Source organism: Providencia sp. PROV252 (assembly GCF_033676005.1).
Taxonomy (GTDB): Bacteria; Pseudomonadota; Gammaproteobacteria; order Enterobacterales; family Enterobacteriaceae; genus Providencia; species Providencia vermicola.
The window spans coordinates 2,267,266-2,292,215 of record NZ_CP096294.1; the positions used below are offsets into that span (position 1 = coordinate 2,267,266).

Sequence of the window (24,950 nt, forward strand, 5' to 3'; positions counted from 1 at the left end):
AATATTGTTAACTTAATCTTCAAAAATCACTCAATTAAGAATATTTATGCCGTTATAGACTTATTATAAAAACTTCATTTTAGTACATTTACGTAAAATAACTCTTTGATAAAAATGTTAACATGCTGTGAAAATGATCACAGTATATTATTTTCATTTCGCCTACATTTCAGACTATTCATTTCACATGAAATAAATAGGAAATAAAAATTTCATAAAATCCCACCCAGCAAAATAACGTTAAAGAGATTGGCTGTACCTTACAAAAACAAGTTAACAAAATATAACACTATGTTTTCTTTAATTTTTATAATAAGTGGAAAATAGATTATGAATACTCTTGCCAAAAAGTTTGGTTTTTCAGCACACACCATTATTCAACTGATATTTATTACTGCAAACGCCCAGCTATTGTATGCCTTTTGGGACTTGCGGAACTCCCTACCCCTTGGCTTTCCTGTCGCTATGGGGATCACTGATGCGCAAGCAGGCCAGCTCTATTCCATGCAAGGATTAGTTATCTTATTAGGCACTCTCGCTCTGGGTTGGGTCGGTGATAGATTTAAAGTCCGTGTGATTATGTTAATCACCACACTCGGAGTTGGCTTTATTTCTCTCTTTATCGCCTTAAACTCACCAGGGTTAAGCATGCCAACTTTATTACTGTGTTTTTTCTCCATGTTATTACTCAGTGAAGTGTTATTTAAGCCCGCCAACTTTAAGGCGGTGAGTTTATCTACCACCAAAGAGCACCAAGGTGTTGCTTTTGGTATGTTTGAATTTGGACGAGGTTTATTAGCATTTTTGATGAGTCTATTATGGGCTGCAATGGTTTATTACGAAGCAAGTAGCCGCACCATGATGATCACATCATCCATTATTGTGCTCGCTACTGCGATATTCATTTTCTTGGCTGTACCGAAGGACGCGCGAGTCAGTGAGGACGCTGATACCGTAAACTCAGTGAAAGAAGCGCTGCTTGGTGTATTAAAAGTTATCAAATTACCGATTGTTTGGGTAACAGGCCTCAACGTTTTCTGTATTTACGGTACTTTTGTTGCAGCGGGTACCTACTTTGCCCGTTTCTTACAAGCAGGTTATGGTACATCTGCAACCGTCGCTGCAGTATTTGTTTCTGTTGTTATTGCATTGCGAATGTTGCCATTATTATCCACATTGCTGGTCACATTAGCGTTTAAATCCACCGCCCACTTTATGCGTTTTATGTCATTCGTTTTAGTGTTCCTACTCGCCGCTATTGGTATTTTGTTCTATATGAACCCAGCTTCTATCACGGAATTTATGGCTGGCCAAGCTCCTGACAATATCATTAGCCCTGCAGTTCGTAACACTATAATGATCCTGATGTTATGTGCCTCCGCATGCTGCTTTATGATCCGAGGCGTCTACTATGCCCCGATCGGTGAGTTTGGGATTGATAAAAAGCATGCTTCCGCTGCAATGTCTTTGGCTATCACGATTGGATACCTTCCTGCACTGCTAGCGCCATTAATTTTAGGTAAGATCATTTTTAGTCCACAATTAGGTGAACAAGGGCAAGTCGTCAAAGAAATTCTGACTCCAACGAATATTATTGGTAATGTTTTTATTGGGTTATCTGTCTTAACATTAATCGCCGCCTTACTGTCTTGGACCGTTATTAAAATGAAAAAAGCGCAATAACACATTGATATTATGACGACATAAGCCGTTGTAATAACGGCTTATTGTCTATTTAGAAAATGGATTAGGTAAGCACTATGCGAAATAATAATTATATTGATTGGCTCAAATACATTGCAGATGAATTATCCGTAACTGATTTATTGATCCCAGGAACTCATGATGCCATTACATCAACCTGTGATCTGCCTTATTACCAAACCCAGACATTATCGCTAGTGGAGCAGCTTAACTGCGGCGTGCGTTTTTTTGATTTAAGGCTAACTCGCAATCTAAATATTGCACACCGTGAATGGTATAGCGACATCATGGCAGAAGACCTTCTTCACTGCTTTATTTCTTTCCTTGATACACACCCTACTGAATTTGTCATTTTACGCATTCAAAATGCCAATGAGAAAAAAAATGACTTTGAGGCCTATAAACAGGCTCTTATCCCATTTATTGAGCCTTACCTAAAACACCTTTTACTGCCTGAGCGAGTTGATGAAAACACATTCAAGTGGCCCAGTGTAAAACAGTTAAGAGGCAAAATCTTGGTGATTGAATGTGCACCACCAGAATTGCATGTTTCAACGTTAAAGGATGGCACTCGTTGGGCGCATAATTGGCATCAAAACCCCTTAATTTCATTACAAGATAACTGGAATGGCCCTGAGATCCAGGAAAAAATCAATGACATAATGGCGTTAATTCATGGCGATGATAATACCAAAGAGCATCAACTCGTTCTCAATCATATTAGTGCAACGAATGGTCAGCTGGGCAGTCCAATCGCGTATGCAAACATCATTAACCCTATTATTCGCGATGAATTAGCTACGTTAGATCAGGCTACGCCAAAAGGCATATTAATCTTTGATTTTATTGATGAAGATTTAGCAAAGAAAACGATTAAAGTGAATCAATTACAATCTGCTTAACGCAAAAAAATGCCAATCAATAACAGATTGGCATTTCTATTTTTATCTGAAAAATAACCTTAACGAATTATTTCTCTTTGACTTCCCATTTACCATCAACATAAAAAGCACTCCAACCTGTTGCTTTACCGTCTTTTTCCGAAGAAACATATTGTTGCTTGGTTTTACGGCTAAAACGAACAACTGTTGGGTTACCTTCAGCATCTTCAGCAGGTGCTTCTGCCAAGTAGGCAAGCTTTTCAGGTAATCTGTCCTTAAAGCGTTGTAACTCAGCCACTAATGGCGCACGTGTTTCTCTGGATTTCGGGAAAGTGTTGGCAGCAAGGAACACCCCAGCGGCACCATCACGCAATACAAAGTAAGCGTCAGACTTTTCACACGGTAATTCAGGCAACGGAACAGGATCTTCTTTCGGTGGCGCAACTTCACCACTTCTTAGGATTTTACGTGTGTTTTTACATTCTTCATTGGTGCAACCCATGTATTTACCAAAACGCCCCATTTTCAGGTGCATTTCAGAGCCACATTTATCACATTCAATGACAGGGCCATCATAGCCTTTAATACGGAATTCGCCTTCTTCAATTTCATAACCTTCACATGCAGGGTTATTACCACAAACATGTAATTTACGTTGGTTATCAATCAAGTAGCTATCCATCGCCGTACCACATTTAGGGCAACGACGTTTTGCTCTTAACGCGTTAGTTTCTGCATCATCCCCTTCAAGAATATTAAGTACTTCATCTTCAGGGATCAGATTGATGGTTTTTTTACAGCGTTCTTTTGGTGGCAATGCATAGCCACTACACCCCAGGAATACCCCTGTAGATGCAGTGCGAATACCCATATGGCGTTCACAATCAGGACAGGTTATTGATGTTATAACCATCGGATTGGTACGCATTCCCCCTTCTTCTGGATCTTTTTCCGCAACATCAAGCTGGGTACTAAAATCAGAGAAGAATTCATCAAGAACAGCTTTCCACTCGGCATCATGATTTGCAACATGGTCGAGCTGGTTTTCCATGCGTGCGGTAAAATCGTAGTTCATCAAATCGTTGAAGTTTTCTTCTAAACGATCAGTAACGATTTCCCCCATTTTTTCCGCATAGAAGCGACGGTTTTCAACTTTGACATATCCTCTATCTTGGATAGTCGAAATAATTGCCGCATAAGTTGAAGGACGACCAATTCCACGTTTTTCGAGTTCTTTAACCAGTGAAGCTTCACTAAAACGTGCAGGCGGTTTAGTGAAGTGCTGACTTGGCAATAATTCAATTAATGATAGTTCCGTACCCACTTGAATTGGCGGTAAGGTTTTATCTTCATCGTTTTTGCGCAGGGCAGGCATTACTTTCGTCCAACCATCAAAACGTAACGTACGCCCTTTGGCTTTCAGTTCAAAGTCTCCCGCTTTCACTGTTAAGGTCGTAGAGTCATATTTCGCTGGCGTCATTTGACACGCAACAAATTGGTTCCAAATTAATTGGTACAACCGTTTTGCGTCATTTTCCATATCTTTTAGCGAATCAGGTAATACATCAACACTAGAAGGACGGATGGCTTCATGCGCCTCTTGGGAATTATCTTTGCTGCTATATACATTGGCATCTTTCGGCAGATATTTCGCCCCAAAGTTGTCATTGATATAACCACGAACCATATCCAACGCATCTTGACTCAAGTTAGTTGAGTCAGTACGCATATAAGTAATGTAACCCGCTTCATACAGACGCTGGGCCATCATCATGGTTTTCTTCACCCCAAAGCCTAAACGCGTACTTGCCGCTTGTTGCAATGTTGAAGTGATATAAGGTGCACTTGGTTTACTTGATGTAGGGCGGTCTTCACGGTCAATAACCTCAAAGCGCGCCTTTTCAAGTAATTTTACCGCAGCGGTAGTTTGCGCTTTATTAACAGGTTTGAACGATTTACCTGCTTGCGACGTCACTTCCATGCGTAAATTTGCAATATCTTTATCTGCTAAGTCCGCGTGTAATTCCCAATACTCTTCAGGAACAAACGCTTTAATTTCTCGTTCGCGTTCAACAATCAGTTTCACTGCAACAGACTGAACACGCCCCGCAGACAAACCTCTAGCCACTTTTTTCCACAATAATGGAGATACCATGTACCCCACAACGCGATCCATAAAGCGACGTGCTTGCTGCGCGTTAACCCGATCAATATTTAGCTCACCTGGGCTATCAAATGCTTGGGTGATGGCGTTTTTCGTGATTTCGTTAAATACAACACGACTAAAACGCGAATCATCACCGCCAATCACTTCACGTAAATGCCATGCGATCGCTTCCCCCTCGCGGTCCAAGTCCGTTGCGAGGTAGATGTGATCGGCATCCGCAGCCAGAGATTTCAGCTCAGAAACCACCTTTTCCTTACCTGGTAGAATTTGGTAATTCGCCTTCCAACCATGATAAGGGTCGATACCCATGCGATTCACTAATGCATCGCGTGGATCTTTTTTAACTTTCTTTGTTTTCTCGGTAGATGAGCCTGTACTCTTTTGTGAGCCGGTTTGTGAACCAGAGCCGCTTTTCGGCAGATCACGAATATGGCCGACGCTGCTTTTCACAACGTAGCCACTGCCAAGGTATTTATTAATTGTCTTGGCTTTTGCCGGGGACTCCACGATAACAAGAGCTTTACCCATATTTACCTTTACCTAAATATCAACTATGACGCACTTTTACATTAAAATGCGTAAAATGAGAATCTGTTTTTTATATTGCGACACAATCACAATATATCAATATATTTTCAATCAATTATTTGTGTTGAAACAAAACTTATAATCTCAATCACGTTATTCTACAAGTCATGAAAGTCTTCTAGCTGACTGATTTTAACCATATAAAGGCATTAAGCCATAATTGAAAACCACACACTCTACCTGATAAAATGCGAGAAGCAACCAATTATTTTTTCAAGGGAGCCCTATTATGCAAGACGATCTACCGTACATTACAAAAACAGAGTTACTTGAAAAAGCTAACGATATCATACAGAAACATGACGAATATATTCACGGTATGTTTGTAGACACCGTGGAGCAGCATCGTGGTACGCTGGTTTTTAAAGGGGAATTCTTTCTCGATGAAAATGGTATCCCAACATTAAAAAGTACCGCTGCTTTTAATATGTACAAACATCTTGCCCATGTTCTTTCAGAACAATACCAATTACGTGAAAATGATTAATTAACATTCAATAATTGATAAAAAATTACCGGCTTCAGTGCCGGTAATTAATAGTAGAATTAAAACAGAATATTTGCGAGGCGACTATTCATTTATAACATTGGTTTTTGGCCACGCTGCCACCAACGCAATAAAAGGTTATCAACACTATTTGCTGCGCTTCCCATGACTTTATCCACCATTTTTTTACTTAGAACATAACGGACACCAACAATCTCTTTAGCATCAACTGCATCAATAATAATGTCATCACTGACGCCAATGCTATCCACAAGCCCTTTTTCTAACGCCTGTGACCCGTACCAGTATTCACCCGTTGCAACTTTATCAATATCTAATGACGGACGATTTTGATGAACAAATTGCTTGAAAAGATCATGCGTTGAATTTAAATCTTCCACAAACTTTTTACGGCCTTGCTCGGTATTTTCCCCGAGCAATGTCAGCGTTCTTTTATATTCACCTGCCGTATGAAGTTCAACATCAACATCATGTTTTTTCAATAAGCGATGAATATTAGGAATTTGTGCCACAACACCAATTGAGCCAATAATAGCAAATGGTGCAGCAACAATTTTATCTGCAATACAGGCCATCATATAGCCACCACTTGCTGCCACTTTATCAACAGCAACCGTCAACGGAATATTCTTTTCTTTTAAACGACGTAATTGTGATGCTGCAAGCCCATAACCATGAACCATACCGCCAGGGCTCTCCAAACGCAGCAAAACTTCATCTTGTGTATCAGCAACAGCCAGAACTGCACTGATTTCCTCCCTCAAAGATGCCACTTCGCGTGCATCCATGCTGCCTTTAAAGTCTAAGACATATAAACAGGGCTTTTTAATGGATGTTTGCCCAAGTTTAGCCCCTGATTTCTCACTTTTTGATTTTGCTTTTTGCTGTTTTTTGAATGCCTTGAGCCATGCTTTATGCTCAGATTCATTCATTTTCACTTGCTGCATCTGACGCTGGCGTTCGCGATAATTCTCACCCAAATCAGTGAGTTTTAACGAACCTTTAGCACTTTGGCGACGCATACCTACACCAAAGACAAAAACAGCCAGCAAAACGATAGCCACCACGATAGTGACAACTTTTGCTAAAAATAATCCATACAAAGAGAAATACTCCACAACATGATCCTTCTGATATTTATCTTCAACACAAAAATAATCTCACGATTATGGGTAAACAACCAGAAAAAATCGTATTTCACACCATAAACTACGTAGATATCTATGTTAGATTAGCCAAAAAACCAAATCAGTGCGATGATACCGTTACATTTAATTCACAATCATAGAAAAGAATATGCTTCAATATCAGCCTAGACAAGACCTATTGAAAGGCAAAACGATACTCATAACTGGCGCAGGCGATGGCATTGGTCGTGAAGCCGCCCTGACCTATGCCCGATTCGGTGCATCATTGGTTCTTGTCGGAAGAACGCAACATAAATTAGACGCGGTTAGCCAAGAAATCACTGCAATTTCTGGCAAGAAATCGCCATGTTATGTTTTAGATTTATTGACAGCAACCAATGAAAACTGCCAATCATTAGCCACGCAAATATCTAACACTGTTCCTTATCTAGATGGCGTCTTGCATAATGCGGGTATTCTTGGTGTTGTCGCCCCCATTTCAGAACAACCGCCTCAACTATGGCATGATGTCATGCAGATCAACGTCAATGCGACCTTTATGCTTACGCAATCCCTACTCCCCTTACTCTTGAAAGCGCCAAATCCATCATTAGTTTTCACAAGTTCGAGTGTTGGGAAACAAGGCCGCGCTGGTTGGGGAGCTTACGCTGTTTCTAAATTTGCAACAGAAGGTCTAATGCAAGTGCTTGCTGAGGAATATAAAAATAGTCATTTACGCGTTAACTGCATTAATCCTGGAGGAACCAGAACCAGTATGCGTGCCAGCGCATTCCCCGAAGAAGACCCCGAAAAACTCAAAACCCCAGCAGATATTATGCCTATTTACATTTATTTAATGGGTGATGATAGCATCCGTAAAACAGGCAGCAGTTATGATGCACAACCAGGCCGTAAACCAGGTGCAGCGGAGTAATTTATTATGTCACAAAGCCGACATGAAGAACGTCAACAACGCTTAAAAGAAAAAGTCGATGCGCGTATTGAAGCCGCTCAAATTGAGCGTGGGATTATCATCATCTTCACTGGCAACGGCAAAGGTAAAACGACCGCCGCATTTGGTACGGTTTGTCGTGCCATCGGCCATGGTAAAAAAGCGGCTGTTGTGCAATTTATTAAAGGAAGTTGGGATAATGGTGAACGTGAACTCTTAGAGCCGCTTGGAGCGCCTTTTTTTGTAATGTCCACTGGCTTCACGTGGGAAACACAAAATAAAGAGACGGACACACTAGCCTGCCTTGAAACCTGGCATCATGCAAAACGACTTTTAAGTGATCCTCAATATGATTTGGTTGTCTTAGATGAGCTAACCTATATGGTCAGCTATCATTACCTTGGGTTAGACGACGTTATACAAGCCTTGCTGGATCGTCCTGCCAACCAATCCGTCATCATTACAGGTAGAGGATGCCACCGTGATTTAATTAATTTAGCGGATACAGTTACTGAAATGCGCCCTGTTAAACATGCGTTTGATGTTGGTATTAAAGCGCAAAAAGGCATTGACTGGTAAACGATAAAAGTTAACTTAGCAATTATAAGCTAAAATAAGACTATTGCTAAGTTCTCTTTTTATGCATGATAAGTTTAATCAAACCATTTTGCGTGTTAATTTAATCATTCGCATATATTCCCAATTCGGCTTTAATTATATCGACCATTTTTACAATATAAATTCAGACCATAAGTTATTCTAATGATTAAACTCGCCTTTTCCCTATTTAATATAAACTAGTACGTGTTACCCCTTGAGTAAACATACCGAAAATCACAATACAGAAAGAAATTTAACCAACTGATAAAAAACAAGTTAAATACAAAATAACGCATTTATTCTAGCTTTATTCATACTAAGTTATTATTCAATACCGAATAAAAACTTAACTCATGTTAACATTATTAATTTTATTTAATTTTATATTTCCGCATAATTAAATTGCAATAATGGATTGTTAGTTATTTTAGATATTGTCTATTTTAATTTAAGGGATATATATGCAAAACGTTTCAATGAATACTTTCAATGCACCTAAATTGAAATTCAAACCTTTATTTCTGTGTGTTTCAATGATTGTCGGTTCAACAACGGTTGCTCAAGCCGCTATTACGCCAACAAATGGCGCTGGAGTAATGGTTCAAGGTAATGGTCCAACCATTGTTTATATTAATAAACCGTCTGAAAGCGGTGTTTCTCACAATATTTATAGCCAATTTGATGTTGACCAAAAAGGCGTTATTTTAAACAATAGTGCAGGCCTTTCTAATACCACAATAGGGGGTAAAATTGGCGGTAATGGCAATGTCGCAGGTAAACGCGCAAAAGTGATCCTAAATGAGGTCAACTCAAATACGGCAACAACATTAAACGGCATGATTGAAGTCGCTGGCGGTAAAGCGCAAGTGATTGTCGCAAATGCATCAGGTATCACCTGTAATAACTGCGGATTTATTAATACCAACCGCACCACATTAACTACGGGTAAAGTTTCCTTAGATGGCAATAGCTTAGTCAATGACTACAATGTGCAGCAAGGAAAAATTGCCATCAATGGTAGTTTCAATGCAAACTCACCTACTGATATAATTGCACGCTCTGTCGCGATTAACGGTGCTGTCACAGCTCAACGTCTAAACGTTATTGCAGGGAATAACCGTGTGAATTCCGCTGGTGATGTTATTGGTACGACAACAGCCATTGGTGCAAAACCAAGTATTGGTATTGACGTTTCCGCCTTAGGCGGCATGTATGCGAATAAAATTTCGTTAATGGCGACCGAAACAGGTGTTGGCGTATCTAACGCAGGTGATATCGCTTCACATAATGGTGCAATTACCATTGATAGCGCAGGCACCGTCAATAATATTAATGGCAACATTCACTCAGCAAATACCCTCTCGATTAATGCGACTGGGCTGACAAATAGCAGCACTATTTCCGCAGCAAAAAGTGTCAACATTCAGGCTGCAGGCACAGGTGCAATTAATAACGATCGTGGGCACATTACGTCCCTGAACAACGATGTAAATTTAACGACGTTAGGTACTTTGTCAAATAACAACGGAACCATTGAAGCCCAACAAAATGTGACCACGTTATCTGATACTATCGTCAATGATAATGGGTCATTTAAAGCCACTCGAGGTGACCTCAACGTCCATTCTACCAATGTAATCTATAACCGCGATAATATGGGGAATCCAAATGATCCAGCGAAGGGTTTTATTGCTGGTCAAGATATCACTATTGATGCTGTTCGTATTGTGAATGAGAACTCCAACATCACTGCGGGTCGTGATATCACCTTAAACGCACAAAACTCTATCGAAAACATGGCTAACAGTAAGATTGTGGCACAGCGACGTGCTGAGGTGAATACCATGTATTTAACACAGTCTAATTCAGAGTTAAATGCTGTTAAAGGCCGTATGGATCTTGATGCTTCTGTCGCATTGACTAATGACCCTCGTTCAAAAATTCATAGTGGTAAACTACTGAATATCAATGCAAACCAATTAACAAACTCAGGTTCAATTATTTCTGATAATGGCAAAACAGAAATAAAGTCCAATATACTCAGTAATCGTTCTGGTTATATTAAAGGTAAAAACTTAACAATAACTGCGCATAATATTGATAACCAATCTGGTTTAATTAACGCTGAAAGCAACTTAGATATTGAAACTAGCCATTTAAACAATAACTATAGTGCTGATTTTAAAAACGTAAACGCACAATTTGGTTTAACAGACCAAAATGGTGGTTTGCAAACCAATGATGGTACTATCAAAGTTAAAAGTGATAACCTTTATAACGTATATGGTTCAATCGCAGCCAATGCGAATAATAACGTTGCCTCACGCAGCGATATTGATATTAAAACAAAAGCAACCCTGAACAATAATTATGGCCAAATTACGGGGATTAATAACCATAATGTGAGTGCTGGTACACTCGATAATTATGCAGGAAAAATGGTATCTGGCAAAAACATGACCATTGAAGCTAAAAATCGCGTGAATAACCAATATGGAACTATTAGCTCTAACAATACGACGAAGGTCACTAGTCCAATTGTAACAAGTGGAACAACAGGTTCTATCACGGGTAACCGTGTTGTTATTGACGCAATTGTGAATAACTAACTGTCATTCAAGTATTAAAAAAGGCGACCTCCAAGTCGCCTTTTCATATTCAAAATTCAATTAGAATTCAGAATTAATCACCACTTCTTCACCAAAACGCCCTGCTTTTGGCAGCGGTTGATAAGATGAGTTGGCTGCACGTAAAATACGAACGCCACGAATACCTAGTTCATGAGCCGCTGCAATATCCGCATCTGCATCTCCATAATAAATAGTTAATTTATGGTCACGCATCCAACTTACTTTATTATTTTGGCCAGGCTCATCACCCGCAAAAATAACAGGTTGCATTTTATCGGCTGGGATCGCCAAGCCTTCTTGAACGTACTTAGTCACAGTTTCAGTTTTCGTTTTAGTACGGCCAGTAATAAAATAAACGGTATCTCCTCGGTCTAAGTGCATTTTGACTAAATCAATACCCACTTGTTTTGGCATACTGAATTTGTCCCACTCATTATTCATTTTCTCCCAAAACTGCTGATTTTTCAAATAACTAAAATCATTTGGGGAAAACTCGAGTTTACCACGGTAAAAACCTGGGCTAGAAAATAACACTGTATCATCGATATCAAAGCCAACTGCCATTGGCGCTTTACCTTCTAGGCTTTGTTTAATTTGTTCAATAGAAACCCAATGAATAGGTTGCTGCTGCGCTAATTCAACAACGGTAACGCCTGGGCTGACAGTTTCTGGCATTGATATTTTGGCTTGAGACGTTGCCGTAAACGTTAAAGCTAATGCAACCGCGCTCAGCGTCAGTGTTATTTTTTTCATCTTTTATCCTTATCGAGTTTACCCACTTAGAAACCATTCTTTATTCACTTGGATAAACCACATTTTTATATGTAAGTAATAGACATTGCTGCTTATCGTGTTCAGGTGTTTATAAGTACATTTTGCAGCAATTATGTGAGTTAAATCTCACATAGAGCTTGATGTTAAGTTTTTTTGTTACATTAAAATGAGACTTAAATCTCATTTTAATTATCTATTACAGACAAGTGTTGTGATTCTGTGACCTAAACCCGCAATTTACAGACACATACAGACAGTAAGCTGTAATTTTTAGGCAATAAAAAAGCGATGGTGTTATGCCATCGCTTCTTAAATAATGATAACGCAGTAATTAGATGCGTGTACGACGCTTCGCTGTCGGGCCTGAAGATTGACGCTTAGATGCAGGGCGTGATGCCACTTGAGTATGACGTTTCACAGCACGACGAATTTGATTCGCTTTGATTCTACGTTGATCACGTTCAACCGCCACTTTACTTTCTGTTTCAGCTGGCAGCTCAACTAATTCACGCAAATAGTTAGTTTGCTCTAAACCCAGCTCCGTCCAACCACCACGCGGTAGCCCTTTTGGCAAATCGATATCACCATAACGCACTCGGATCAAACGGCTAACTTGTACACCAACCGATTCCCACAAACGACGGACTTCACGATTACGCCCTTCTGTTAACGTAACATTGAACCATTGGTTCATCCCTTCACCACCACGATAAGAGACAGTTTTAAAGGACGCAGGACCATCTTCAAGTTGAACACCTTGGGTCAACTGGCGAATTTTTGCATCGTTAACTTCACCAAAAACCCGCACTGCGTATTCACGCTCAACTTCACGGCTTGGGTGCATTAAACGGTTCGCTAACTCACCATCGGTTGTGAATAACAGTAACCCACTAGTATTCACATCAAGACGACCTACCGCAATCCACCTTGCCCCTGTCAGTTTTGGCAAACGCGTAAAAACGGTTGGACGCCCTTCAGGATCGTGGCGAGTACACAATTCACCTTCAGGTTTGTAATAGGCCATCACACGGCAAATTTCTTTTTCCGCTTCTTTAATCGCTAATAAACGACCATCTAAACGAATTTTGGTTGATGCTTTGACTTCGACACGGTCACCCAAAGTGGCGATTTTACCGTCTACGCTGATCCGACCTGCTTGCAGGAAGGTTTCGATTTCACGACGTGAACCATGCCCTGAACGGGCAAGGATTTTTTGTAATTTCTCTGTATTTTGCGGTTTAGCGCTCATGTAACCCTCTACTGTCGCCTTCACAGGCGTCAAATAACTTTTCATCGAGTAAAAAAACGAGTGCAAAAAGTCATAAATTTGAAAACCCGCGCATTATACACAGGTTTCCCCTGAACCCCTATCTTTTATCGCCTTATCGCACATTCGCTACCTAAATAGCTTATTTATTCAAAGGGTGATGGATCCCCTGTGCCAACACGGGCTACAACAGGTGTATCATCAGTAAAATCAATGACTGTGGTAGGTTTCTGTCCGATATAACCACCGTGGATCACTAAATCCACTTGTTTATCTAATAAATCACGAATTTCTTCTGGATCAGATTGGGTAAAATCATCACCAGGCATAATTAAACTCGTGGACATCAGTGGTTCGCCAACCGCTTCAAGTAAATCTCGTGCAATCGGATTTGATGGTACGCGCAGGCCGATTGTCTTACGCTTTTCATTCATTAAACGACGAGGGACTTCTTTGGTGGCTTTTAAGATAAATGTATAATTACCTGGGGTATTATTCTTAATTAAACGAAAAACTGTATTATCTACGTGTGCATAATTAGAAAGCTCAGAAAGATCACGGCACATTAATGTAAAATTGTGGTTAGTATCTAACTGACGGATACGACAAATTCGCTGCAATGCATCTTTTTCTTCTAAACGACATCCAATGGCATACCCCGAATCAGTAGGATAAACAACCACACCGCCTTTATTTAGAATTTCAACACTTTGACTGATTAACCGAGCTTGCGGGTTATCCGGATGGACATAAAAAAACTGGCTCATATATACCTCAACAATTTGGTATCGACAGCATCACCCGGCAAAATACCTAAAAATGGCACTATCTCTTTGCTCAATCGAATGATTGATTTTAATCTAATCACTCTATGTATAGTATTATTTTACACCGACCGACCAATACATCAATGAATTAGCGATTTTTTACGTCCTGCCACAATGTCCAAACTGCTTGCTCATCATTTGGTAACCATAGGTTTCGCCCTAATTCAATCCAAGAACAAGGACGGTGAAAATCAGACCCCACAGATGTTCGTAAATCCGCCATTTTAGCCAATTCAGCTAAATATTGTTTTTCATTAGGGGGTTGCTGGCAATGGGAAATTTCCATCGCATCGCCCCCATGCTCTTTAAAATAAGCAATCACACGTTTTAACCATTTATTTGAAAGCTGATATTTAGATGGATGCGCTAAAACAGCCACGCCGCCAGCGGCATGAATCGCCGCAATGGACGCTTCAATACTACACCATGTTGCAGGCACATAACCTGTTTTGCCTTTAGACAAATAGCGTTTAAATACATTGTTGATGGTTTTTTCTTTGCCTATTTTCATAATATATTGCGCAAAATGAGCTCGGGTAACTTGCCCGCCACCCGATATACTTTGGGCGTTCTCCCACGCATCTTCAATGCCCGCTTTTTGTAAACGGCGCCCTATCTCAATACCCCGTGCTTCACGACGAGCCGATTGCTCCGTAAGTAACGCAACCATTGCTGGGTGTTCAGAGGTGAAATTTAAACCGACGATATGGATTTCAATATTTTCCCAAAGTGTTGAGATCTCAACACCATTCACTAACTCAATCGGCTTTTCGTTATCGCGTATATACTGTCTTGCCTGTATTAAGCCATCACACGTATCGTGGTCAGTGATCGCTAGAACATTGACGCCTTTTTCAATGGCTCGCTCGATTAATTCCTCTGGCGTTAAATCCCCATCAGAGGCTGTCGTATGGCTGTGTAAGTCGTAGCGAGTCAGTAGCGGTGTAGATACAGGTTGCAAGGTGATATCGTCTCCAATTTCCATAAATAGCTATTTTTTCCTAATAAATTAACAAAATACTTGACACTTCAAATGCGATCCAGTTTACTAGTACGCAAGATGGCTTGCAGCCAATAACATTCAGTTTATCCAGTGAGGCACATTATGGCTTTAATTAACTTAACAAATCGTTGGTGGCGTGACTTCCCAAATTGGGCGGAAGCCGCACGCGCATAGTTAAACCATGCCTCAGTGCCAAACCCGCCCTTCATACGGCGGGTTTTTTAATGTCAAAAATTAGCGTAAGGCAACAAAATGAACAAACAAAACACCACATTAGCACATTTTACGTATCTGGATAGCCCAATTAACTATCAGCCAGACCCAACGTTGTTATTCAATCACTTATGCCATGCAATTCCATCAACCATGTTGCTGGAGTCAGCTGAAATCAATAATAAAGCTAACTTACAAAGCTTATTGATTGTTAACAGCGCATTGCGTATTCGCGCTTTTGGCCAACGCGTTGAAGTTGAAGCGTTAACATTAAACGGCCAAGCCTTGCTGCCATTATTGTTAGCGCAACTTTCTGGGGTAATTTCCACCCATACCATTGAAACGGCATTATTAGTTGTCACCTTCGAGCAACCTAACCCTGCTTTAGATGAAGACAGTCGTTTAAAAGCAGCATCATGCTTAGACGTGTTACGTGCATTACCTGCCTTAGCTCAAACTTATTCGACTAAGCCAGAAACGGTATTTGTAGGAGGCTTATTTGCCTATGACCTTGTGGCAAACTTTGAGTCCATCCCTGACGTTAAAACTGTCAATCAGTGCCCTGATTATTGTTTCTTCGTCGCGGAACACTATTTAGTGATCGACCATCAAAACCAAGCGGCTCGCATTAAAAGCTGTGTTTTCAATCAAGATGAGCAAACGCTGGCGTCAGTTAAACAACGCCACAATGAAATTATTGCATCTTGCCGTCCATTTTTGCCCGCACTCCCTTTGCAAAGCGAGCCTAACTTTCAAGTTACACTGAGCAAAAACGACCAAGAATATGGCGCTATTGTCATATCATTAAAAGAGGCGATTTATCGTGGAGATATCTTCCAAGTAGTGCCCTCACGAAAATTCACCATGCCTTGTTCACATCCACTGATTGCCTACCAAAAATTAAAAGCGCAAAACCCAAGTCCTTATATGTTTTATATGCAAGATCAGGATTTTACGTTATTTGGCGCATCACCAGAAAGTGCATTGAAATATGCCACCAGCGACCGGAAGGTCGAAATTTACCCTATCGCAGGTACTCGCCCACGCGGTCGTGATGCACAAGGGGATATCGACCTCGATTTAGACAGCCGCATTGAACTATCAATGCGTACAGATGAAAAAGAGCTAGCAGAGCACATCATGCTTGTTGATCTTGCACGTAATGATCTTGCCCGTATCTGTGAAGCAGGCACCCGCTATGTGGCTAACTTAACCAAAGTCGATCGTTATTCCTTTGTGATGCATCTCGTTTCCCATGTTGTGGGAACATTACGTCACGATTTAGACATTTTTCATGCTTATCAAGCCTGTATGAATATGGGCACATTAACGGGAGCCCCCAAAGTGAAAGCCATGCAATTAATTGCGCAGTATGAACAACAGCGTCGTGGCTCCTATGGCGGTGCGGTGGGTTATTTCAACGGCAGAGGTGATTTCGATACTTGTATCGTGATCCGCTCAGCCTATGTAGAAGATGGCATTGCGACTGTGCAAGCTGGTGGTGGCGTCGTATTGGATTCGTTCCCTCAAGCTGAAGCAGATGAAACGCGCAATAAAGCACGCGCCGTGATCCGTGCGATTGCCCAAGCCCACCAAGTGAAGGAGTTATTCTAATGGCGAATATTTTACTGCTCGATAATGTGGATTCTTTCACTTACAACTTGGTCGATCAACTGCGTGCGAATGGCCACCAAGTCGTTATTTACCGTAATACCGTGAGCTCAGAACATATTTTATCTGTATTAAACCAAATGAACTCACCAATTTTAGTGTTATCACCAGGGCCAGGAAAACCGAGTGAAGCAGGCTCTATGCCTGAAGTCTTAAAACAGGTTATCGGCAAAATTCCTGTGATTGGTATTTGTTTAGGCCATCAGGCTATTGTTGAGGCTTACGGTGGTGTTGTCTCTTCCGCGGGGGAAATACTACATGGTAAGGCTTCACTTGCTACCCACGATGGGCAAGCGATGTTTGCTAATCTCGAAAATCCTGTTTCAGTCGCGCGCTACCACTCTTTAGTGGGTAGCCAAATTCCTGAAACACTGACTATTAATGCGCAATCCAACGGAATGGTCATGGCTGTGCGAAATGAGCAAGACAAAGTGTGTGGATTCCAATTTCACCCTGAATCTATTTTAACCACTCAGGGTAAACAGTTGTTAGAAAATACTGTGGCATGGGCTCTTTCTACACCCAATGCAAGCACCACGACTCATTCGCACTAACGGGATATAGAGAGCCAATTATGCAAAATATTTATGATAAATTATTCAACGCGCAGCCACTGACACAACAAGAAAGTCAGTATTTATTTAATGCCATTATTCAAGGTGAATTAACCGAACCACAACTGGCAGCCGTACTTATCAGTATGAAAATGCGTGGTGAACAACCTCAAGAAATTGCAGGTGCCGCCCTTGCCTGCTTAGAAAATGCCCAACCATTCCCTCGACCTGATTATCAATTCAGTGACATTGTGGGTACGGGGGGAGATGGCGCAAACAGTATTAACATTTCAACGGCTAGCGCATTTGTAGCCGCTGAAGCTGGAATTAAAGTCGCTAAACATGGCAATCGCAGCGTATCTAGTCGTTCTGGATCATCAGATTTATTAGCGGCCTTTGGTATTGCACTTGATTTAAGCGCTCAAAGTGCTCGGGACATTTTGGATGATTTAGGCGTGTGTTTCTTATTTGCCCCTCAGTACCATAGTGGTTTTCGCCATGCAGCACCTGTTCGTTCACAACTGAAAACACGAACATTATTTAACGTCCTTGGGCCATTAATCAACCCAGCTCGCCCACCCATCGCGTTAATCGGCGTTTATCAAGAAGCGCTGGTAAAACCCGTCGCTGAAACCTTAGATATGCTTGGTTTTACCCGTGCAGCTGTGGTACACAGTGGAGGGATGGATGAAGTTTCACTTCATGCCACAACCCAAGTTGCTGAATTAAAAGACGGTGTGTTACATCATTACCAATTAACCGCCGACGATTTTGGCTTAACACCGTATCAATTACGTGATTTGGAAGGCGGCACTCCTGATGAAAACCGTATTCTACTGACCCAGTTATTACAAGGCCATGGTAAAGCCGCTCACGAGGCTGCAGTCGCGGCTAATGTGGCAATGTTAATGCGGATTAATGGCCATGAAGATTTAAAACAAAATAGCGAACATGCTCTCTCAATTATTCGCAGCGGCAAATCATTCGACCGAGTCACTGCGCTCGCGGCAAGGAACCAGTAAAATGAAAGCGACTGTATTACAAAAGATTGTTGATGACAAAGCCGTTTACCTTGTTGAACGTAAGGCTAAACAGCCCTTAGACAGTTTCATTGACACATTACAGCCAAGTCAACGCAGCTTCTATGATGCATTAAGCGCTAAGCGCCCAGTGTTTATTTTAGAATGTAAAAAGGCGTCTCCTTCAAAAGGGTTAATTCGAGAAAATTTCGATCCCGAAGTGATTGCGAAGACCTATGCACCCTACGCATCTGCGATTTCCGTCCTCACTGACGAAAAATATTTCCAAGGCAATATGGATTATCTGACGATTGTCAGTAACACAGTTAAGCAACCTGTTTTATGTAAAGATTTTATTATCGATCCATACCAAATATACCTTGCACGTCATTATCAAGCTGATGCTATCTTATTGATGTTATCGGTATTAAATGACGAAGAATATGTGGCCTTAGCGAATGTTGCACATCAATTAAATATGGGCATTCTAACGGAAGTCAGTAACGAAGAAGAATTAGAACGAGCCATAAAATTAAAGTCTAAAGTGGTCGGTATTAATAACCGTGACTTGCGTGATTTATCCATTGATTTAAATCGTACCCGCGAATTAGCACCGCGTTTAGCGCCAGAAACAATTGTGATCAGTGAATCTGGTATTTATTTACACCAGCATATTCAATCTCTTAGCCAATATGCTAACGGTTTTCTGATTGGTAGCGCTTTAATGGAACAAGATGACCTTGCAAAGGCACTACAAAAATTGCTCGTTGGTGAACATAAAGTGTGCGGCTTAACCCGTGAACAGGATGCAAAAACCGCTTTCGACGCGGGTGCTTGTTTTGGAGGATTAATATTTGCTGAATCCTCCCCTCGGAAAGTGACACTGTCACAAGCTGAACGTATTGTTCATTCCGCCCCGCTAAAATATGTTGGTGTGTTTCGTAATCAATCGGCCGATTTTGTCGCGCATATCGCGAAAAAGTTAGCGCTCTTTGCCGTGCAGCTACACGGTAATGAAGACCTACAATATATTCAAGAAGTTCGCTCTCAATTACCAAGTTATTGTGAAGTGTGGAAAGCGCTGGATATGTCGCAAGCAAACGTATCTGAATACGAAACTCAAGATATTGATGTTCTATTACTCGATAACGGGCAAGGCGGAACAGGTAAAAGTTTCAATTGGTCGGCCATTCCAACAACTGCAAAGCAAAAGCTAATGATAGCGGGCGGATTAAATCCTCAAAACTGCCTTCAGGCCGCGAAATTGCTGTGTAATGGACTTGATTTTAATTCTGGTGTCGAAATTGAGCCTGGTATTAAGAGTGAGCAAAAAATTAAGTTAGTGTTATCAACGTTGCTGGCTGAATCAACAATCCAATAAAGCAATAAGATAAGGCTAAACAATAATTACGTTTTAACTGATGAGATGGATAACAAATAATGAGCAAATTAGATCCGTATTTCGGTGAGTTTGGTGGGCAATATGTGCCAGAGATTTTAATCCCTGCACTCAATCAATTAGAAGATGCCTTTATTGCCGCACAAGACGACGCAGAATTTATCAAAGAATTCCATGACCTACTTAAAAACTATGCAGGTCGTCCGACAGCTTTGACCCTCTGCAAAAATCTCACAGTAGGCACCAAAACAAAGTTGTATTTAAAGCGTGAAGACCTGCTTCATGGCGGGGCGCACAAAACAAACCAAGTTTTAGGCCAAGCGCTACTGGCTAAACGTATGGGCAAAACAGAGATTATCGCTGAAACAGGTGCGGGGCAACACGGTGTTGCGACAGCATTAGCTTGTGCGCTTCTCAACATGAAATGCCGTATTTATATGGGCGCTAAAGACGTTGAGCGCCAATCCCCTAACGTATTTCGCATGAAACTGATGGGCGCAGAAGTTATCCCTGTTCACAGTGGTTCCGCCACCCTAAAAGATGCTTGTAATGAAGCACTGCGAGACTGGTCTGGCAGCTACGATAACGCGCATTATCTACTGGGCACTGCCGCTGGCCCACACCCTTACCCAACCATCGTGCGTGAATTTCAACGCATGATTGGTGATGAAGCAAAACAGCAGATTCTTGAAAAAGAAGGCCGTTTACCCGATGCAGTGATTGCGTGTATTGGTGGTGGATCCAATGCCATTGGCATGTTTGCGTCTTTTATCCCTGAGGAAAATGTCAATCTTATTGGCGTTGAACCTGCAGGTTTAGGTATCGAGTCAGGGCAACATGGCGCCCCATTAAAACATGGACGCGTGGGTATCTACTTTGGAATGAAGTCCCCAATGATGCAAACTCGCGAGGGACAAATAGAAGAATCTTATTCAATATCTGCAGGGTTAGACTTCCCTTCAGTTGGGCCACAGCATGCACATTTAAATAGCATCGGTCGTGCGGAATATGTCTCTATTACCGATGATGAAGCATTAAATGCCTTTAAACTTTTATCTCGCAAGGAAGGCATTATACCTGCGTTAGAATCTTCTCATGCTTTAGCTTATGCGTTAAAAATGGCAGAACAAGAACCCAATAAAGAGCAATTATTAATTGTGAATTTATCAGGTCGCGGCGATAAAGATATTTTTACTGTGCATGATATTTTAGCTAACAAAGGGGAAATTTAATGGAACGTTATAACCAACTTTTTGAACGTCTAAACAGCCTAAATCAAGGTGCTTTCGTTCCCTTTGTGACATTAGGTGATCCCGATGCTGAAACATCACTGAAAATTATTGATGCTTTAATTGAAGGTGGTGCTGATGCGCTAGAGATTGGTATTCCCTTTTCAGATCCTCTGGCAGATGGCCCGACAATTCAAAACGCCAACCTGCGAGCATTTAAAAGTGAAATTACACCCACAATTTGCTTTGAATTATTAAGCCGCATTCGAGCAAAACACCCAACCATGCCAATCGGTTTATTGGTATATGCAAACCTCGTTTTTACAAATGGAATTGAAAATTTCTATATCCGTTGCCAGAAAGCAGGGGTTGATTCTGTATTAGTTGCAGATGTTCCCATGAGTGAATCAAAACCTTTTCGTGAAGCTGCCCTTACCCATAATATTGCCCCTATTTTTATTTGCCCTCCTAATGGTGACGATGCCTTATTACAACAAATCGGCGAACATAGCCGTGGGTATACTTACTTATTATCAAGAGCTGGTGTGACGGGTACTGAACAACGTGCTCAAATGCCATTAACACATTTGGTCGATAAGCTTAAGCAATATCAAGCCGCACCTGCACTCCAAGGGTTTGGCATTTCTGAACCAGAACAAGTCACCGAGGCAATTAAAAATGGTGCCGCTGGTGCCATTTCAGGCTCTGCTGTGGTTAAAATTATTGAAAATAACCTTGATAAGCCAGATGTCATGCTAAAAGCATTAACTGAATTTGTAACTAAAATGAAAGTAGCCACACAAAAATAATATATTTAAAATTTTAGCCACCCTATTTTACTGGGTGGCTTTTTTTAAAAAAAATATTAAATACGCAATATTAGGATTAATTGCTTATTTATTTATCTAACTTATTTTTATTTATTAAATTTTTTAAATAAAAATTTCCAGCAACCATCTAAATTATTAACCTTAATAATAAAATTACGTACCTTTTCTTAATAAACATAAATAACTCTGAATTATCAATTTATAAATCAATATCATGGTTACGTGTTACTACCCGCGTACTATCCCTTACGATATCCATTACAGAGTAAATATAATTCGATGATTTATATCATATTTATGCTTATAATAATATAAAAGACCACTATTAAAAACATAAAGATATTTTGTTCTTTTAATATTTAACTCAATCAACTTAAGTACAATTAAATTTTATTGCAAATAATAATAACGCATAATCCCTACGCTTTAATGGAATTTTAATTAGCTATTTTTAATTTTATCTATAGTCAATTTTAGGGATATTTATGAAACAATTTAATCATAAATCTATCAGCCAGCCTACGCTGAAGATTAAACCTCTGTTCTTAAGTGTATGCGTTATTTTAGGATCAGTTTCAGTCTCACAAGCTGCAATTACTAATATTAATGGCGCTGGAGTAATAAACCAAAATAATGGCCCGACTATCGTTCATATCAAAGGTGCAAGCGATAAAGGCGTTTCTCATAACATCTATAGCCAATTTGATGTTGATCAGAAAGGCGTTATTCTCAATAACAGTGCAACCAACACAAATACCACTCTGGGTGGTCAAATCAATGGGAACCTCAACCTAAATAATGGTAACGGCCCTGCAAAAGTGATTCTTAATGAAGTTAACTCCACAAATGCAAGTACCCTCAACGGTATGGTTGAAGTGGCTGGTCAGAAAGCACAAGTCATTGTCGCTAACGCATCTGGGATTACATGTAATAACTGTGGTTTTATTAATACCGACCGCGTTACCCTAACAACAGGTAAACCTATTGTTGCGGGGGGAGAAGTACTTGGCTATAACGTAGAAAAAGGCCAGATCATCATCAATAGCCGCTTACAGTCTGATTCTCCAACAGATATTATTGCGCGCTCGGCAGTGATCCGTGGTGATATTAACGCAAAAGAAATTAATATTGTTGCAGGTAATAACTTTGTTGATGCAAAGGGTAACTATGTCACTAATGTACAAGGTGTAGGTTCAACAGCTCGAGTCGGTATTGATGTGTCCGCATTAGGGGGTATGTATGCCGATAAAATTACATTAGTTTCAACAGAGAGTGGTACTGGTGTATCCAACTATGGCAGCATGGTTGCAGGCTCGGGCGGTATCAATATTGATTCAAAAGGCCTGGTTTATAATCAAAACGCCAAAATGAATGCCAACGGTAAAATTAATATCAAAACTAACTCAGGATTGTACAACAACTCCACAATCGCGAGTAACAATGATATTGATATCAATACTAACAATGGCATTTTAAGTAATGTGAATGGCCAGATTAAATCCAATGGCGGTAGTGTTACATTAACCACAGGATCAAACATTGATAACCGAAGTGGTATTGTTGATGCACAACAAAATATTAATCTGGTATCAACTAACTTGTATAACACTAACGGCTCAATCAAAACTAACCGTGGTGATATCGATATTCGTTCTACGGGAACCATTGAAAACTATTATAACTTACGTAATAACGTCATTAATACAGATAATCGTGGGATCCGTTCAGGAAACAACGTAACTATCAATGCGGGTAAAGTTGTCAATAGTAACTCAACAATTTCAGGCCGTGATATTGCGATTAATGCACGTACTTTAATTGCTAATGAAAACAGCAGTGAGATTGTAGCTAAACGTCGCATTGATATAGATGCTGAGACATTGCAAAACAGCAATTCACTGATCAAAACCACCAATGGACAAACGAATATTACGTTGTCTCACAACCTAGTAAACAATGGTTATGCAGCTATAGATAGCGGTAAAGCACTAAACATTACGGCTAATATCCTTCAAAACCAAGGTTCTTTAGTTTCTAACTCGGGAAAATCTAAATTTAATGTTTATAGCTTAATCAACCAATATGGTTACATCAAAGGAACTAATTTAGATATTAAAGCAACGAATGTAACAAACAATCGTGGCCTGATTACCGCTGACAACGACGTTGTTATCAATACGACTTCTCTGGATAACAGCTATGCAAGCGGCTTCAATGCTTATGCCAGTAAGTTCGGTGTTTCAGGTAGAACAGGCGGAATCTATGCTGAAGACGGCGCGGTTAACATTAACGCAAATAGCTTGAACAACTACTCAGGTATTATTGCTGCGGATGCATCTCAAAAAGCGGGAGTCAAAGGTGATATCAATATTAAATTGAGAAATGACTTAGATAACCGTTACGGTAAAATTCAAGGTGCAAATACTGTCAAGCTTGATGTTAACAAGTTAAATAATACTTATTCAGGCTTAGTAGATGCAGGTAAAGATTTAATCATTGATGCATTTACTCGTGTTGATAATAATAATGGCCGTTTAAGTTCTATGGGAACCACTAAAATTACAAGCCCTGTAATTTATAACAGCCCATACGGAAAAATCTTAGGCTCCATGATCATTTTAAACACACCTAATTATTACTAATTAGAGCATAAAGGAGGCTAATTAGCCTCCTTTTCATATTAAATTTACCTCTTTCAACCTAATTAGTTGTTATTCCTTACTCTATATAAATTCAGTTAAAACTATTTAATATCTCATTGAAATAAATCATAATTAAAAAACCCAAAAAACAAGTAAAAACACCTAAATACACCATTTTGGGATTTATTGTATCTAATTAATATTTAATAAAAAAAATATAAAACCAATATTTTATATCATTATCATAATATACACCGAACTAATAGCTTTTCACTTATTTCATAACTTAATTAATATAATTAATTTTTATTAAATCCCATTTTAACGCATAATCTAAAAGTTTATAAACTTACTTAAGACTATTT

Annotated in this window: 19 protein-coding genes and 1 other annotated feature; of the genes, 13 read left to right on the forward strand and 6 right to left on the reverse strand. The window is 40.1% G+C overall.

Annotated elements, in window-relative coordinates:
- Positions 1 to 330 precede the first annotated feature (330 nt).
- The gene (locus tag M1F05_RS10405; protein ID WP_206086095.1) at positions 331 to 1,683 is read left to right on the forward strand and encodes an MFS transporter; all 1,353 of its coding nucleotides are present in this window, start codon (positions 331 to 333) and stop codon (positions 1,681 to 1,683) included.
- A 77-nt stretch (positions 1,684 to 1,760) separates the two neighbouring features.
- Positions 1,761 to 2,606, forward strand: coding sequence for a phosphatidylinositol-specific phospholipase C domain-containing protein (locus tag M1F05_RS10410; RefSeq protein ID WP_206086096.1), 846 nt, complete (start codon positions 1,761 to 1,763; stop codon positions 2,604 to 2,606).
- 67 nt (positions 2,607 to 2,673) lie between these two features.
- Here the strand turns inward: M1F05_RS10410 and topA are convergent, their stop codons facing one another.
- Positions 2,674 to 5,280: a type I DNA topoisomerase gene (gene topA / locus M1F05_RS10415; protein WP_206086097.1), complete on the reverse strand. Its 2,607-nt coding sequence runs from the start codon at positions 5,278 to 5,280 to the stop codon at positions 2,674 to 2,676.
- A 289-nt stretch (positions 5,281 to 5,569) separates the two neighbouring features.
- On the opposite strand from topA, the gene M1F05_RS10420 reads away from it, so the two are divergent.
- Positions 5,570 to 5,827 carry a DUF2498 family protein gene (locus M1F05_RS10420; protein ID WP_206086098.1) on the forward strand — a complete coding sequence of 86 codons (258 nt, stop codon included), beginning with the start codon at positions 5,570 to 5,572 and terminating at the stop codon, positions 5,825 to 5,827.
- Between the two features lie 92 nt (positions 5,828 to 5,919).
- Here M1F05_RS10420 and sohB read toward each other — a convergent pair whose 3' ends face one another.
- Positions 5,920 to 6,966, reverse strand: a complete 1,047-nt coding sequence (sohB, locus tag M1F05_RS10425; protein WP_206086099.1) for a protease SohB — start codon at positions 6,964 to 6,966, stop codon at positions 5,920 to 5,922.
- Positions 6,967 to 7,144: 178 nt separating this feature from the next.
- Between sohB and M1F05_RS10430 the strand changes: the two genes are divergently transcribed.
- The 3 genes from M1F05_RS10430 (at position 7,145) to M1F05_RS10440 (ending at position 11,136) form a co-directional block, all read left to right on the forward strand.
- A complete protein-coding gene (locus M1F05_RS10430; RefSeq protein ID WP_206086100.1) occupies positions 7,145 to 7,909 on the forward strand; it encodes a YciK family oxidoreductase in 765 nt (254 codons plus the stop codon).
- A 6-nt stretch (positions 7,910 to 7,915) separates the two neighbouring features.
- On the forward strand, positions 7,916 to 8,506 hold the full coding sequence (gene cobO / locus M1F05_RS10435; RefSeq protein WP_206086101.1) for a cob(I)yrinic acid a,c-diamide adenosyltransferase: 591 nt from the start codon (positions 7,916 to 7,918) through the stop codon (positions 8,504 to 8,506).
- A 482-nt stretch (positions 8,507 to 8,988) separates the two neighbouring features.
- Entirely contained in the window at positions 8,989 to 11,136 is a 2,148-nt protein-coding gene (locus M1F05_RS10440) for a filamentous hemagglutinin N-terminal domain-containing protein (protein ID WP_206086102.1), read from the forward strand.
- 60 nt (positions 11,137 to 11,196) lie between these two features.
- Here M1F05_RS10440 and aphA read toward each other — a convergent pair whose 3' ends face one another.
- The 4 genes from aphA to rnm form a co-directional block, all read right to left on the reverse strand.
- Positions 11,197 to 11,910 carry an acid phosphatase AphA gene (aphA, locus tag M1F05_RS10445; RefSeq protein WP_206086103.1) on the reverse strand — a complete coding sequence of 238 codons (714 nt, stop codon included), beginning with the start codon at positions 11,908 to 11,910 and terminating at the stop codon, positions 11,197 to 11,199.
- A gap of 352 nt (positions 11,911 to 12,262) precedes the next feature.
- The gene (gene rluB, locus M1F05_RS10450; protein WP_206086104.1) at positions 12,263 to 13,180 is read right to left on the reverse strand and encodes a 23S rRNA pseudouridine(2605) synthase RluB; all 918 of its coding nucleotides are present in this window, start codon (positions 13,178 to 13,180) and stop codon (positions 12,263 to 12,265) included.
- 164 nt (positions 13,181 to 13,344) lie between these two features.
- Positions 13,345 to 13,965, reverse strand: a complete 621-nt coding sequence (locus M1F05_RS10455) for an L-threonylcarbamoyladenylate synthase (protein ID WP_206086105.1) — start codon at positions 13,963 to 13,965, stop codon at positions 13,345 to 13,347.
- A gap of 148 nt (positions 13,966 to 14,113) precedes the next feature.
- Positions 14,114 to 15,010: an RNase RNM gene (gene rnm, locus M1F05_RS10460; protein ID WP_206086106.1), complete on the reverse strand. Its 897-nt coding sequence runs from the start codon at positions 15,008 to 15,010 to the stop codon at positions 14,114 to 14,116.
- 141 nt (positions 15,011 to 15,151) lie between these two features.
- Positions 15,152 to 15,254, forward strand: a sequence feature (Trp leader region).
- A 26-nt stretch (positions 15,255 to 15,280) separates the two neighbouring features.
- On the opposite strand from rnm, the gene M1F05_RS10465 reads away from it, so the two are divergent.
- The 7 genes from M1F05_RS10465 to M1F05_RS10495 all read left to right on the forward strand — a co-directional run bounded on the left by M1F05_RS10465 (position 15,281) and on the right by M1F05_RS10495 (position 24,585).
- The gene (locus M1F05_RS10465) at positions 15,281 to 16,855 is read left to right on the forward strand and encodes an anthranilate synthase component 1 (RefSeq protein ID WP_206086107.1); all 1,575 of its coding nucleotides are present in this window, start codon (positions 15,281 to 15,283) and stop codon (positions 16,853 to 16,855) included.
- Entirely contained in the window at positions 16,855 to 17,466 is a 612-nt protein-coding gene (locus M1F05_RS10470; RefSeq protein ID WP_206086108.1) for a glutamine amidotransferase-related protein, read from the forward strand. Before M1F05_RS10465 ends, M1F05_RS10470 begins: the two co-directional genes overlap by 1 nt.
- Before the next feature lie 20 nt (positions 17,467 to 17,486).
- Entirely contained in the window at positions 17,487 to 18,488 is a 1,002-nt protein-coding gene (gene trpD / locus M1F05_RS10475) for an anthranilate phosphoribosyltransferase (RefSeq protein ID WP_206086109.1), read from the forward strand.
- A 1-nt stretch (position 18,489) separates the two neighbouring features.
- Positions 18,490 to 19,866, forward strand: coding sequence for a bifunctional indole-3-glycerol-phosphate synthase TrpC/phosphoribosylanthranilate isomerase TrpF (gene trpCF, locus M1F05_RS10480; protein WP_206086110.1), 1,377 nt, complete (start codon positions 18,490 to 18,492; stop codon positions 19,864 to 19,866).
- Between the two features lie 59 nt (positions 19,867 to 19,925).
- Positions 19,926 to 21,116: a tryptophan synthase subunit beta gene (trpB, locus tag M1F05_RS10485; protein ID WP_206086111.1), complete on the forward strand. Its 1,191-nt coding sequence runs from the start codon at positions 19,926 to 19,928 to the stop codon at positions 21,114 to 21,116.
- Positions 21,116 to 21,922 (forward strand): tryptophan synthase subunit alpha, encoded by an 807-nt coding sequence (gene trpA, locus M1F05_RS10490; RefSeq protein WP_206086112.1) that lies wholly within the window; start codon positions 21,116 to 21,118, stop codon positions 21,920 to 21,922. The genes trpB and trpA overlap by 1 nt, the downstream gene beginning before the upstream one ends.
- Before the next feature lie 506 nt (positions 21,923 to 22,428).
- Positions 22,429 to 24,585, forward strand: a complete 2,157-nt coding sequence (locus M1F05_RS10495; RefSeq protein WP_206086113.1) for a filamentous hemagglutinin N-terminal domain-containing protein — start codon at positions 22,429 to 22,431, stop codon at positions 24,583 to 24,585.
- Positions 24,586 to 24,950: the final 365 nt, after the last annotated feature.

Coding starts and splice junctions, on each gene's coding strand:
- M1F05_RS10405 (WP_206086095.1), top strand. CDS start 331: ATGAATACTCTTGCCAAAAAGTTTGGTTTTTCAGCACACACCATTATT.
- M1F05_RS10410 (WP_206086096.1), top strand. CDS start 1,761: ATGCGAAATAATAATTATATTGATTGGCTCAAATACATTGCAGATGAA.
- topA (WP_206086097.1), bottom strand. CDS start 5,280: ATGGGTAAAGCTCTTGTTATCGTGGAGTCCCCGGCAAAAGCCAAGACA.
- M1F05_RS10420 (WP_206086098.1), top strand. CDS start 5,570: ATGCAAGACGATCTACCGTACATTACAAAAACAGAGTTACTTGAAAAA.
- M1F05_RS10430 (WP_206086100.1), top strand. CDS start 7,145: ATGCTTCAATATCAGCCTAGACAAGACCTATTGAAAGGCAAAACGATA.
- cobO (WP_206086101.1), top strand. CDS start 7,916: ATGTCACAAAGCCGACATGAAGAACGTCAACAACGCTTAAAAGAAAAA.
- M1F05_RS10440 (WP_206086102.1), top strand. CDS start 8,989: ATGCAAAACGTTTCAATGAATACTTTCAATGCACCTAAATTGAAATTC.
- aphA (WP_206086103.1), bottom strand. CDS start 11,910: ATGAAAAAAATAACACTGACGCTGAGCGCGGTTGCATTAGCTTTAACG.
- rluB (WP_206086104.1), bottom strand. CDS start 13,180: ATGAGCGCTAAACCGCAAAATACAGAGAAATTACAAAAAATCCTTGCC.
- M1F05_RS10455 (WP_206086105.1), bottom strand. CDS start 13,965: ATGAGCCAGTTTTTTTATGTCCATCCGGATAACCCGCAAGCTCGGTTA.
- rnm (WP_206086106.1), bottom strand. CDS start 15,010: ATGGAAATTGGAGACGATATCACCTTGCAACCTGTATCTACACCGCTA.
- M1F05_RS10465 (WP_206086107.1), top strand. CDS start 15,281: ATGAACAAACAAAACACCACATTAGCACATTTTACGTATCTGGATAGC.
- M1F05_RS10470 (WP_206086108.1), top strand. CDS start 16,855: ATGGCGAATATTTTACTGCTCGATAATGTGGATTCTTTCACTTACAAC.
- trpD (WP_206086109.1), top strand. CDS start 17,487: ATGCAAAATATTTATGATAAATTATTCAACGCGCAGCCACTGACACAA.
- trpCF (WP_206086110.1), top strand. CDS start 18,490: ATGAAAGCGACTGTATTACAAAAGATTGTTGATGACAAAGCCGTTTAC.
- trpB (WP_206086111.1), top strand. CDS start 19,926: ATGAGCAAATTAGATCCGTATTTCGGTGAGTTTGGTGGGCAATATGTG.
- trpA (WP_206086112.1), top strand. CDS start 21,116: ATGGAACGTTATAACCAACTTTTTGAACGTCTAAACAGCCTAAATCAA.
- M1F05_RS10495 (WP_206086113.1), top strand. CDS start 22,429: ATGAAACAATTTAATCATAAATCTATCAGCCAGCCTACGCTGAAGATT.